The organism is Nostoc sp., from assembly GCF_036917535.1.
GTDB lineage: Bacteria > Cyanobacteriota > Cyanobacteriia > Cyanobacteriales > Nostocaceae > Nostoc.
Genome location: NZ_JBALDA010000074.1, coordinates 37,267 through 49,585 on the forward strand (window position 1 = coordinate 37,267; position 12,319 = coordinate 49,585).

The following is a 12,319-nucleotide window of genomic DNA, read 5'->3' on the forward strand; positions in this document are numbered from 1 at the left end:
GTGGAGAGGGAACAGAGAACAGGGTACAGGGTACAGAAAAAAAGGGATAGATACGTACTGAGTCTTGTTCAAAAATCAAATAGGAATTCTATATGTAGCAATCCTAAATGAGATTGTGAAAATTTTTGTTATGGTCGTCCTTGGTCATTTGTCCTACCCTGCGGTCAGCCGCTGGCGCGTCATTAGTCAATTTGTGATTACAAAGGACAAATGACTAATGACACCCAAGTGAGTAAGGAAGTGGGCACGATAAAACCAATATATTATCTTACTCACACAATATCTACAGTAGGAACAATTTTGCTCTGCGATCGTGCATTTTGGACAACCAGAAAAATTAACTTGGAGACGTCGGTTAATTTCACACCTTTTCCTGTTACGGTTGTTAACCCTTGTGAATTATGTTTTATTTTTATCAAAAAAATCAGTATTATCCCTGTAGTCATAATCGGGCTATTTAATGAAAAGTGGCTTTATATAGTTCTTATTTGTTTAAAAACTAGATTTTACTTAAGTGTAAATACAGAAGTTCAAATATATTACCATCAACAAAATCAGTATTATTCCTGTGGTCAGATAGGGGTTACTCAATGGAAAGTGGCTTCATCTAGTCTTGACATTTTTATGTCTTATTTCTCGAAAGATGTTTATAAATCTCAGTAACAGTAAGTAGATTAATCACAATTTACGAATTTACTAAGATTTGCTCATCTGAAAATACACTACTTTCGTTGAGTTTCACCACAAACCTAGATGTAAACTGATGTACTTTAAAACACAAAAGTTTAATGCTTTTTAATTGATTTTAATTGTGGAATAACTCTACACGAATTTAGCTTAGACGTATCGAATTTAGCTGAAGTAAAAGCAAAATGAGCACAACTCCTATAGGTAACTACAGGTTGTTCCAGAAACTACATCCGCTATCTCTGTTGGCACAATTAACAAGTCGACATACTACGGGTTGCTTAAGCGTATTTACCGGGATAGTTTCTTGGTCAATCTATCTAGAGGACGGTAAACTTACTTATGCCTCCTATTCAGATAAACTATTTGAGCGCCTTGACAGTCACTTACGGCGCTTGAGTCAGCAAATTCCTGCTCTCAACAGCGCCACTCGTGTACAGATGCGGCTGATGTTTGAGACGAAGAATGAACATCAATCAATACCAAATGCGGATTACCAAGCTATTTGTTGGTTAGTAAATCAGGAATATATTACCTCTGTACAAGCAGGAAACCTGATAGACGAATTAGCAAAAGAAGTAATGGAATCATTTTTGTGTTTAAAAGAAGGTAGCTATGAATTCAGTCCAGAAAGCTCTTTGGATGAATTACCAAAGTTCTGTCGCCTAGATTTACGGTTACTTGTTGAACACTGTCAAAAGCAGTTACGAAATCGGCAAAATATTCAATCATCAATTCCGGCTGGTGGGAGTTCTCAAGTTTTTTCTACAACACAATCGTCTCAAGTTCAGCCACAGCCGCAAATAAAAATTGGGCAAAAATTGCCAATACCAATCAATTTTGATATTACTGAAAATAATAAAAATACTCAGTTACCTGTTGGCAAAAAACTATATACAATTGCCTGCATTGATGATAGCCAAACTGTTTTGAATTCCATCAAACACTTTTTGGATGAAAACACATTTTCAGTTGTGATGATCAATGATCCCGTAAAAGCTTTAATGCAAATTCTACGGAGTAAGCCCGATCTAATTTTACTAGATGTTGAAATGCCAAGTTTAGATGGCTATGAACTATGTTCTTTATTACGTAAACATTCAGCTTTTAAAAATACACCGATCGTTATGGTGACTGGTAGAACAGGATTTATCGACAGGGCAAAGGCTAAAATGGTCAGATCGTCAGGATATTTGACCAAGCCTTTTACACAATCAGAATTGCTAAAAATGGTTTTTAAGCATCTTGGTTGATTGAAATAAGGCAAATAAAAATAACAAAATATGTTTAATTTACTTTTTCAGGAGATTTGATAGTGAGCCTGACTTTACTTGGCACAATTTTGATTGTAGAAGATTCTCCCAGCGAATTGGAATTAATGAGCCATTATCTCAAAGAGAGTGGTTACAACGTAATTAAAGCAAGTGGTGCAAAAGAAGGTTTAGAAAAAGCTGTGTTAGAAAAACCAGATGCGATCGTTACTGATGTAGTAATGCCAGAAATGAGTGGATTTGAATTGTGTCGTTCTCTGAGAAGAAATCCAATTACTGCAAAAGTGCCGATTGTGGTTTGTAGTTCCAAAAATCAAGAAATTGACCGTTTGTGGGCAATGAGGCAAGGTGCAGATGCCTATATAACTAAACCTTACACCCGCGAACATCTCCTACGTACTATTAAATCAGTGGTAATTTAAATCAATGACTAGTACAAACATTACTCTTTCTTCAAAATCAATCCCAAATAATTTAGCAGATGGTTATCTAAAGTTTCAGCTAAATCAACAAACTACTGCTGTTTTATCAATGAGGCATACGCAAGAAGCAATTATTGTGCCTGTTGAATCTATTACGTCAATGCCCAATATGCCATCCTGCATATTAGGATTAATGAATTGGCGGAGTCGGGTAATTTGGGTAGTTGATTTACCAAGAATGCTCAATTTAGAATCTCTAGATTATCGACTGCGACAGTACAATGTAATCATTATTCAAGTTGAATCATTAGTGTTGGGCTTAGTTGTACAAGAAATAAAAGGTACAACTAAGTTCATAGTTGATGATATTCATTCTCCTATAGGACAAGTGGCATCCAGTTTAGTTCCTTATTTATGTGGGTGTGTTGTGCAACAGAAGGAAATACTACTAGTATTAGATGCCCAGGCGATTGTGCAGTCTTCTATTCTCCGCAGTGATTAGAGTTTACTACTAAAAAAAACTTTTTAGTGTTCTTATTCACATACTTAGGAGAACTACTTTTATGTTTAATAAAACTAACACGAATCAAGGTAATAGCGCTCAAAACCGAGCATCGCTGATTTCATCTCAAAAAGCTATTGGAACTGTAGTAAAGCCACCAACTAAGCTGACTACTGAAAGTGCTAATAATTCTTCTTGGAATCAGGGGATTGCCTATTTTACAAGGTTGGGATTGATTAAGAAAGCGACTATTTTAGCGATCGCAATCGGTACAATACCAGTTTTGGGCATCGGTGCGATCGCTTTTGGTTTTGCCAACAAATCTATTACTAAGCAAATTACTCAATCTCAACAAGCCCAAGCCGCTGACTTAAGTGATAAAGTTAACCGCTTCATGCTGGGACGCTATGGTGATATTCAGGTAATATCAAACTTGCTATTTTTGACAAGTCCCCAAGCTGGTGTCAATATCACTACTCAAGAAAAGCAAGCAGTCTTAGATCAAGTTGTCGAAGCCTACAAAGCTTATGACAGTATTGCTGTTTTTGATCGCCAAGGTAACTTGATTGTCCAATCCACAGGCGAACCCCTAGAAAATCAAAAAGACCGTAGCTATTTTCAAGACGCTTTACAAAAAGATACTCCTGTGATTAGCAAACCGGAAGCAGCCAAAAATACTGGTGTTGTGAGTATTTATCTAGCTGCACCTGTGAAAGAGACAAGGACAAACCAAACCATTGGTGTAGTACAAGCACGTATACCTGTAAAATCTTTAGAGGAAGTCATTAAAAACTACGTAGCCAATGGACAACAATACCATTTACTCGATGCTTCGGGAACAGTTTTCTTGAGTCCCCAAAAGGAATTATTGGGGAAAGAGGCCAAGAGAGAGTATTCTAATTTACCTAAGCTGCTAGTAGCTAAAAAGGTAGATAGTTTTATAGAAGTTCCGAAAACTCACAAAAAACAAAAACTAGTTAGTTATGTACCAGCTAGTACCCTAGATGGCTTACCTGATTTAAACTGGCAGGTACTTTTATCTACAGATACCGCAACTGTATTTGAACCGCAAAGACAATTATTGTGGACTATAGCCATTGGTACAGCAGTGACAGCATTGATTGTGGGTGCGATCGCATCTCGATTAGCTAAACTGACTACACAGCCAATTCTCGATGCAACTGCGGCATTAGTAAAGTTAGGTCAAGGTAAATTTAATACCCGTCTACAAATCGAAAGAGAAGACGAATTAGGGTTATTGAGCACAAATATCAACCTGATGGCCGAACAATTGCAGGTCTTAGTTAAAGAACAGCAACAAGAACTTGACGTTGAAGGGGCAAAATTACTAGCAGATATTACCCTACAGATTCGGAGAATTCTCAAAACTGAAGATATTTATCATGCAGCAGTCAAAGAAGTTCAGCAAGCGTTAAAAACAGACCGGGTAATCATTTATAGTCTGAATCCAAATACTTTGGCTGGCGTTGTCGTTGCAGAATCGGTAACTAGTAATTGGCCAAAAATGCTGGGAGTGCAAATTAATCACCCCTATTTTCAGGAACGTTATCTAGAAACTTATCACGATGGAGAGGTGCAAGCGGTTGCTAATATTCATCAAGACCAAAGCCTGAAAAATGCCGACGGTTACATCCAACTGTTGGAAAAATTTGCTATCAAAGGTTATTTGATCGTACCAATTCTTGCTCAAGAAAAACTTTTAGGCTTGTTAATAGCTCATCATTGCGAAACTCCTCATGTTTGGCAACAGGTAGAAATTGACTTGTTTCAACAAATAGCAACTCAAGTCGGCTATGCCTTAGAACAAGCCAAGTTATTAGAAGAGATAGAAAAAGTCAGAAATGTTGCTGTAACCGGATCAAACGAAGAATGGCAAGAAAACGAAATACTGCAACGACAACTTTTACAACTACTCAACGACGTAGAAGGTGCAGCTAGAGGCGACTTGACAGTGCGTGCAGACGTAACCGCTGGAGAAATCGGCACTGTTGCCGACTTTTTCAACTCCATTGTCGAAAGCCTGCGGGATATTGTTACCCAAGTTAAACAAGCTGCTATTCATGTAAATAGTGCCATTGGCTCTAACGAAGGAGCCATCCGCCACCTAGCAGAGGAAGCGCTCACCCAAGCTGCCGAAATCAACCACACCCTTGATGCTGTTGACCAAATGACTCAATCAATGAAAGCTGTAGCCGAAAGTGCCGAAAAAGCTGCCTTCATTGCTAATCATGCTGCTCACACCGCCACCAATAGCGGACACGCGATGGATTTGACAGTACAAAATATCCTCTCTTTGCGGGAAACAGTGGGTGAAACTGCCAAGAAAGTGAAACGTTTGGGAGAGTCTTCGCAACAAATTTCTCGCGTGGTGTCCTTGATTAATCAAATCGCGATTCAAACCAACTTGCTTGCTATCAATGCCGGTATTGAAGCAGCACGTGCGGGTGAAGAAGGTCAAGGTTTTGCTGTAGTGGCTGAAGAAGTCGGCGAACTAGCAGTTAGGAGTGCCGCAGCAACCCAAGAAATTGAGCAAATTGTTGAAAATATCCAACGAGAAACCAGTGAAGTGGTACAAGCAATGGAAATAGGCACTACCCAAGTGGTAGAAGGTACTCGAATTGTAGAGGAGGCTAAACAAAGTCTGAGTGAAATTTTAGATGTATCGTGTCAAATTGACTCCTTAGTGCAGTCGATTTCTACTGCAACAGCATCTCAGGTGGAAACATCGCAAAGTGTTAGCCAATTGATGAAAGATATCGCTGCTATATCACAACGCACCAGCGATTCTTCTCACCAAGTTTCCCAATCTCTGCAACAAACTGTGGATATTTCCCAGCAGTTGCAAGAGACTGTCGAGGCTTTCAAAGTTAGTTAAGTTTGTCATTTGTCATTTTTCTTTTGTCCTTTGCTATTTGCTAGTGACTAATGATCAATGACTTTTGTTATTTGTCCGTTGTCATTTGTCCTTTGTCCTTTTACTAATGACCAATATTTCGACTTACCTCGGCTTTTCTACGAGACGCTACGCGATCGCTCGGCACAAGTCGCTTAGTACAAGTGACCAGTGACTAATGACTAATGACTAATGACCAATAAACAATGACTAAGGACAAAAACTATGCTACAAGACAAAGAATTAGAAATCCAGATGCAGTTTCTGGAAGAAGCAACAGATTACTTAAATACCTTAGAAGGGGTATTGCTGGAAATCGATACTAGTAACCGCATCGATTTGGATAAAATCAATGCTGCACTCCGGGCCACTCATTCTATTAAAGGTGGCGCAGCGATGATGGGATTTAAATCGCTAAGTGATTTATCTCACCGTCTGGAAGATTCTTTTAAAGTTTTAAAAACTAAAAAAAATTCTTTAGAAATTGATACTCAGTTGCAAAGTTTATTGCTATCTGGAGTTGACTGGCTGCGTCAAATTGTAGAATTGCTGGCAGAAGGGAATGTTGTTGAAGAGCAGTGGTTAGCAACTTTTTGTTATCCAATTTTTGATGAGTTGCACGATCGCTTGGGCGACCCCACCCCTGAGGATGCCTCAACCATGCTATCTCCAGAGGATGGACAAGACGTTATCCCTTTGCTATTTGCCACAGAAGTAGAAGAATGTTTGCAGCGTCTAGAATCTATATTGGCAGATAGCGAACAAGCCGGATTGCATGAAGAAATTGCGATCCTGGCAGCTGAATTAGGCGGTTTAGGGGAAATGCTCCAGTTACCAGCTTTTAGCAAGCTTTGTGAGTCAGTAACGCAGCTATTGGAAACTGCTAGTAGCGAGCGCATTCCCGAAATTGCCCAGTTAGCATTGCAAGCATGGCGGCGATCGCAAGCTTTGGTGCTGACAAATCAGTTAGATAGCTTGCCTACAGCAATTGACTTAAATAGTTCTACGCAATCTCAGCCACTATTACCAGCAGAAGTGATACCACAGCTTTTCCCCACAGATGTCATTGATACAGAAGCGGTGTCAACACGCGTTTGGCAAGCAGAGATCACTCCAGAAACTTGGACTAAAGATGAAGCAATCGCAGCTAATTTTACATTTATAGATGCTGAATTTGCCGATGAGGTAAATGCTGTCAATGTCACGGAGCACAATACAATATTTGCTAGAGAAGACAATCCTCCAGACGCCAAATTTAGCGAAGGTAAAGGAGAGCCAATTGCCGTTGGGAAAGAACGAGAAATTCATGAAAACAGCGTCAGAGTTCCCAGCAAACAACTAGAGCAAATTAATGATTTATTTGGCGAACTGATTGTTCAGCGCAATGGGTTAAACTCACAACTAGAAAGATTACGCAAACTCGTTCGTAACCTCAACCAGCGAGTCCAAGTTCTCGACCGTGAAAACCAGGAATTACGTATAGTCTCCGACAAAATTTCCACTCAAGCTACCATGTCTAATGGGGCACAGATGCCAGTTGGAAATGGCCACCAAGTACAAGGTACAAACACAGAATTTGATGCCTTAGAAATGGATCGCTATAACGAATTAAACCTGCGATCGCAGGAAGTTATGGAAACCATTGTTCAAGTACAGGAAGTGACAACAGATGTGCAACTCAGTGTAGATGATACAGACCATATTGCTCGGAAACTAAATAAAACATCGAAACAGTTACAAACCAAACTAAATCACATCCGAATGCGACCGCTGTCTGATTTAATCGAACGTTTTCCGAGAGCTTTACGTGATTTAAATGTCGAGTATGGGAAAAATGTTCAGTTAAAAATTGAAGGTGGCAACACTTTAATTGAACGCAGCATTTTAGAAGCTTTAAACGAACCTTTAATGCACCTATTAAGGAATGCTTTCGATCATGGGATCGAAGACTCTACCACGCGTCGCCTTTTGGGTAAACCAGAACAAGCGTTGATTGAAATTACAGCTACTCATCGCAGTAATCGCACTATCATTACCATCCGTGATGATGGTTGGGGCATTTCTGTAGAGAAAATTCGTACCCGCGCTCTAGCTATGGGATTGGATGTTTCTTTACTTGCTAATGCTAGTGATGAAGAACTGTTATCACTAATTTTTGAACCAGGTTTTACCACTTCCGAGCAAGTCACAGCATTATCTGGTCGCGGTGTCGGTATGGATGTGGTTCGCAACAACCTCAAACTGATTCGAGGAGATGTAAAAGTTGATACGGAACCAGGAGTTGGTACTACCTTCACCCTCTCAGTACCCTTTACACTTTCGGTTGCCCGAGTTCTGCTGGTAGAAATTAACAAAATTCTATTAGCATTTCCCACAGATGTCATTTCCGAAATATCTTTACTGCAAGACGAGCGAGTTTTCGAGATGGCTGGTAGCGAAGTTTTAAATTGGCAAGGAACCATGCTGCCACTGATTCGCCTAACTCGTTATTTAGAGTTTAATTGTCTACGCTACGATAGCCCAGAGTTGGAAATTCCGGCAGCTATTAGTACTAACAGCGTATTAGTAGTCAAAGGTAATAATCAGCCAGTCGCAATCCAAATAGATCGTTGCTGGGGCGAACAAGAAGTTGCGATTCGCCAAGTTGAAGGGAATATACCTTTACCTGAAGGCTTTAGCAACTGTACAATTCTCGGTGATGGTCGAGTCGTGCCACTAGTGAATGTCAATGAGTTGCTGTATTGGATTGCTACGAATCAGCGGACTCCCAGAGGCACTCAATTACCATCAGCAAGGTTAAAAACACCGTTCCTGATTTTTGATGAAGAGAAAATATCAGCAACATCTATTAAACAGAAAGGCACAATTTTAATCGTAGATGATTCAATTAATGTTCGCCGCTTTTTAGCTTTGACCCTTGAAAAAGGAGGGTATCAAGTAGAGCAAGCTAAAGATGGTCAAGATGCCTTAGAAAAACTTCATAGTGGTTTGAAAGTAGAGGCAGTAATTTGCGATATTGAAATGCCTCGCCTTGATGGTTATGGCTTTTTAGGTAAGGTAAATTCAGACGTTGATACAAAAAATATTCCTGTGGCGATGCTGACTTCTCGTAGTAGCAATAAACATCGGCAACTAGCAATGCAATTGGGGGCGCGAGCTTACTTTTCTAAACCTTATAACGAGCAAGAATTACTCCAAACGCTGGAGGAAATAATTCGTAATGTTGCAGAAAAGGCAGTTTCTAATTAAAAATTGACAATTGCCCTAAATAATTGCCGTTGGGTTTGGCCTGCCATGCCCCGATAATCAGGTCAGTGATGCCGTCTGAGTTGACATCTCCGGCACTGCTGACAGACCAGCCTGAAAAGTCAAAGCTTGAGATGCCGTTGATAGTGAAGCCGTTAATGCCGTTGAGGTCAGAGAGATTCAATGATGAATTAACCATAATTTTCTCCTGTGTTTGTAGTGATTGAGTATTCGTGAGTCTTGGTAAAAAATTGAATTTGCGGCTAGACAAACACGAAAAAGCCTGTACAATAGACCTCTTGCATAAATGCTTAAATTGCCATGTTGAACGGAGTGAAACATCTGATGAGATTCTTCTCTCCACTGCGTTCTGCTCAGAATGACATTCCTAATTTTTTGACTTTTGCAAGAGGTCTAATGCCCAATGCCCAATGCCCAATGCCCCAAGTGACGGGGCGACTATCCCTCTCCACGCCACTTGCTCTCTGGAGTTTCCCGTCGCTTTCAATAAAACCTCTTCACATATTCGGACACCCTGGCATGTTATCTCCAAGCAGCAACCGTGCCAAACTGGGTAAAGCTTCACCATAGGTGGGATGGATGTGAACCGATCGCTCTAACAACTGCCAAGTTGCTCCTGCTTCCATCAGGGATAAAAATACATGCACCAATTCAGCAGTTTCGTACCCCACCAGGGTTGCTCCCAGGATTTTGTCTGTGTCACTGTCGATCACCATGCGGTAAAATCCGAGGTCATGCCCCCACTCGATTGCCCGCGCAATTTGGCTCATGGGTAAGGTGACAGCACGCACGTTGATGCCTTGTTTCTGAGCCTGTTCTAACGTCATACCCACTCGCCCAACCTGGGGTTCTGTGTAAACCGCATAGCCAAGGACACGATCGCTCCGTGTCCGGTTTTCTCCACACAAAATTGCTTTTAAGCGGCGATAGTCCTCCCAGGAGACGTGCGTAAAGGCAGGCTGTTTGGCAGCATCCCCAATCGCATAGACTCCAGAACAGGTAGTATGGAACTGCTGATCTATTTTGATAAACCCTCGATCATCTAGCTCAATTCCACTCTTCGCTGCATTTAATCGACTTGTATTAGGTTTGCGTCCAATCACAACCAGCAACGCTTCTCCCTGGAGTTGTTCGCCATTGCTCAGGGTCAGTTTAAACACATTACTCTCGTGGGCGACGTGATTCACATTGACTCCAAAGTGGAGCTTAATCCCATCCTGTTCTAATGCTTCTGCTAAGACCTTGCTGACATCAGCCTCTTCCCGATCAAGGACGCGATCGCCCCGCACAATTAAGTCAGTCTGACTGCCCAAACGCGCTAGTCCTTGTCCCAATTCCAAGCCAATATAGCCGCCTCCAATCACCAATAAACGGGCTGGTAAGGTGTTCAAGTCAAAGAAGTTGCGGTTGGTCAGGTAGGGAGTTCCTGCAAGTCCGGGAATGTCAGGAATCAGCGATGACGTGCCTGTGTTAATGATTACTAGAGGAGCCTGAAGAGTAACATCCCCACCTTTGACCGTCCGTTCACCCACAAAAGAAGCTTCGGCACAAATGACTTTGACACCCGCAGTCTCCAATCGCTTGCGAATCCCCTGATTAAAGCTGCTGCGGATTCCCCGAGCTCGCTCCATGACAGCAGGAAAATCCACTTCAACCTGCGTGTGGATGCCTAACTTCTTGCTCTGGCGCGCCCGCCCTGCTGCATGAGCCGCAGCTAAGAACGCTTTGGACGGAGTGCAGCCATAATTGATACAACTACCGCCTAAAGCATCCCGCTCAAACAAGACAACCTTACGTCCCTCATTGGCAAAATCAGCCGCCAGTGGAATGCCTCCTTGACCACTGCCGATTACAATCACATCTGCTGTTTCCATCAGTGCTAAACTCCTTGGAGATAGTTTGCTTTCATAACACTGTCACACTCAAAGTTAAAAACTCTCCACCCATTAAGGTAGGGTTTGGATAGAGTTAAAATGCCAGTTAACTTAGAACTTACGCACTTCGTGACATCAACGGGTAACGATAAAGGCAGCCAGAGCGATCGCTACAACATCCTCAGCAAGGGCAGCAGGAACTGCACCAATCTTTTCAATGGCGGCTATCCGTACCGCCCTACCTCCATACGCACCGACCAGTGCACCCACAACACCAAAGAGCGCTCCAACAGGTGCAAAACTGCTGTTTGCTCCGGTGATTAGCCATCCCACAATGCCACCACTGACAATCCGAGCAATCAACGCAGGGGGACTGGTGCGAGACGGGATTTGCGGCAGCATATCGCCAATCAACTCAGCCACTGCCAGTACAGCCAGAATGATCCCTATAATGCCGCCACGTGCCAGAAATAAAGCAGCAGGAGCTGTGAACGTTCGTAGTCCCGCAACTAATCCAAGGAAAAATGCAGAAATCAATGTGATGAACATAAATAGCCCTTCTGGTAGATTTGGATGCCATCTTTCGTCATAATCGTCTTCATAAGATTATTCTTCCTTCAATGAATTAATGAAAGTCTGATTGGTCATTTGAGGATTTGCTTGGGTTTTAATTAAGTGTTCTTATTCTTCAACGCTGATTCCAGTCAAACCACTCAAATTATTTGGGTTAAAATTCAACTTACCAGGTTGTGCGTGGTATTCGTGATATTCTCTGTGAAAAATTGCAAAAGGTATTGAGCCGAGAAATTTCTATATCAATTCAATTTGTAGTGAATTTATGGTAACTGTAACACTGACAGCTGTTGCTACTGCGATCGCAACTACGCTTTGGACTAAAGCACAGGAGAAAATTGGCGAAAATATTGGTGATGCTACATGGACGCTAGGTGGTAAGTTAATCGGATTACTCCGCCAAAAGAATAAATCGCCATCACTCACCAGTGCTGTTGAGGCAAATGAACCGCAGCGATTAGATTATGGTCAAGCAGTGCTGGAACTCAAAGCAGCAGCAGACGCAGATCCAGAAATTGCTCAAGCTGTTGTAGAAGTGGAAGCAGCAGCAAAAGCAGAACCAAAACTCACTCAAAAAATTCAAGAAATCGAAAATACCCTCAAGTCTCAACAGCCAACCATTCAAAATCTGACGCAGCTAGCAGAAAAAATTGGGGTTGTAAATCAAGGACAGATAAATAATCAAACTAATAACATCACGTTTTGACTACAGTCGTCTCCAGGGGAGGATGGGACAAAGTTAACTCCCGATGACTGGCGTAAAATCTGCTGTGAAATACTCGCAGAACGGCGAAAGCTGACTACAAATC

9 protein-coding genes are annotated in these 12,319 nt (G+C 41.6%); 6 read left to right on the top strand and 3 right to left on the bottom strand.

Annotated features, from left to right (window positions below; all coding sequences use genetic code 11):
• The first annotated feature begins 872 nt into the window (after window positions 1-872).
• From V7K56_RS23635 to V7K56_RS23655, 5 genes are all read left to right on the top strand, one after another.
• Entirely contained in the window at window positions 873-1,940 is a 1,068-nt protein-coding gene (locus V7K56_RS23635) for a response regulator (RefSeq protein WP_334914162.1), read from the top strand.
• Between the two features lie 62 nt (window positions 1,941-2,002).
• Window positions 2,003-2,380, top strand: a complete 378-nt coding sequence (locus tag V7K56_RS23640) for a response regulator transcription factor (protein ID WP_069071198.1) — start codon at window positions 2,003-2,005, stop codon at window positions 2,378-2,380.
• Between the two features lie 4 nt (window positions 2,381-2,384).
• Complete coding sequence (locus V7K56_RS23645) at window positions 2,385-2,882, top strand: chemotaxis protein CheW (RefSeq protein WP_334914164.1); 498 nt, start codon at window positions 2,385-2,387, stop codon at window positions 2,880-2,882.
• 61 nt (window positions 2,883-2,943) lie between these two features.
• Window positions 2,944-5,778, top strand: a complete 2,835-nt coding sequence (locus tag V7K56_RS23650) for a methyl-accepting chemotaxis protein (RefSeq protein WP_334914166.1) — start codon at window positions 2,944-2,946, stop codon at window positions 5,776-5,778.
• Between the two features lie 243 nt (window positions 5,779-6,021).
• On the top strand, window positions 6,022-9,045 hold the full coding sequence (locus V7K56_RS23655; RefSeq protein WP_334914168.1) for a hybrid sensor histidine kinase/response regulator: 3,024 nt from the start codon (window positions 6,022-6,024) through the stop codon (window positions 9,043-9,045).
• Here V7K56_RS23655 and V7K56_RS23660 read toward each other — a convergent pair.
• The 3 genes from V7K56_RS23660 to V7K56_RS23670 all read right to left on the bottom strand — a co-directional run bounded on the left by V7K56_RS23660 (window position 9,038) and on the right by V7K56_RS23670 (window position 11,486).
• Window positions 9,038-9,241 (bottom strand): integrin alpha, encoded by a 204-nt coding sequence (locus tag V7K56_RS23660; protein ID WP_334914170.1) that lies wholly within the window; start codon window positions 9,239-9,241, stop codon window positions 9,038-9,040. The genes V7K56_RS23655 and V7K56_RS23660 overlap by 8 nt on opposite strands.
• Window positions 9,242-9,560: 319 nt before the next feature.
• Window positions 9,561-10,937, bottom strand: coding sequence for a dihydrolipoyl dehydrogenase family protein (locus tag V7K56_RS23665; RefSeq protein WP_334914172.1), 1,377 nt, complete (start codon window positions 10,935-10,937; stop codon window positions 9,561-9,563).
• Between the two features lie 135 nt (window positions 10,938-11,072).
• Window positions 11,073-11,486, bottom strand: coding sequence for a hypothetical protein (locus tag V7K56_RS23670; protein ID WP_334914174.1), 414 nt, complete (start codon window positions 11,484-11,486; stop codon window positions 11,073-11,075).
• 289 nt (window positions 11,487-11,775) lie between these two features.
• On the opposite strand from V7K56_RS23670, the gene V7K56_RS23675 reads away from it, so the two are divergent.
• Window positions 11,776-12,216, top strand: coding sequence for a hypothetical protein (locus V7K56_RS23675; RefSeq protein ID WP_334914176.1), 441 nt, complete (start codon window positions 11,776-11,778; stop codon window positions 12,214-12,216).
• The last annotated feature ends 103 nt before the right edge of the window (window positions 12,217-12,319 follow it).

Coding starts and splice junctions, on each gene's coding strand:
- V7K56_RS23635 (WP_334914162.1), top strand. CDS start 873: ATGAGCACAACTCCTATAGGTAACTACAGGTTGTTCCAGAAACTACAT.
- V7K56_RS23645 (WP_334914164.1), top strand. CDS start 2,385: ATGACTAGTACAAACATTACTCTTTCTTCAAAATCAATCCCAAATAAT.
- V7K56_RS23650 (WP_334914166.1), top strand. CDS start 2,944: ATGTTTAATAAAACTAACACGAATCAAGGTAATAGCGCTCAAAACCGA.
- V7K56_RS23655 (WP_334914168.1), top strand. CDS start 6,022: ATGCTACAAGACAAAGAATTAGAAATCCAGATGCAGTTTCTGGAAGAA.
- V7K56_RS23660 (WP_334914170.1), bottom strand. CDS start 9,241: ATGGTTAATTCATCATTGAATCTCTCTGACCTCAACGGCATTAACGGC.
- V7K56_RS23665 (WP_334914172.1), bottom strand. CDS start 10,937: ATGGAAACAGCAGATGTGATTGTAATCGGCAGTGGTCAAGGAGGCATT.
- V7K56_RS23670 (WP_334914174.1), bottom strand. CDS start 11,486: ATGTTCATCACATTGATTTCTGCATTTTTCCTTGGATTAGTTGCGGGA.
- V7K56_RS23675 (WP_334914176.1), top strand. CDS start 11,776: ATGGTAACTGTAACACTGACAGCTGTTGCTACTGCGATCGCAACTACG.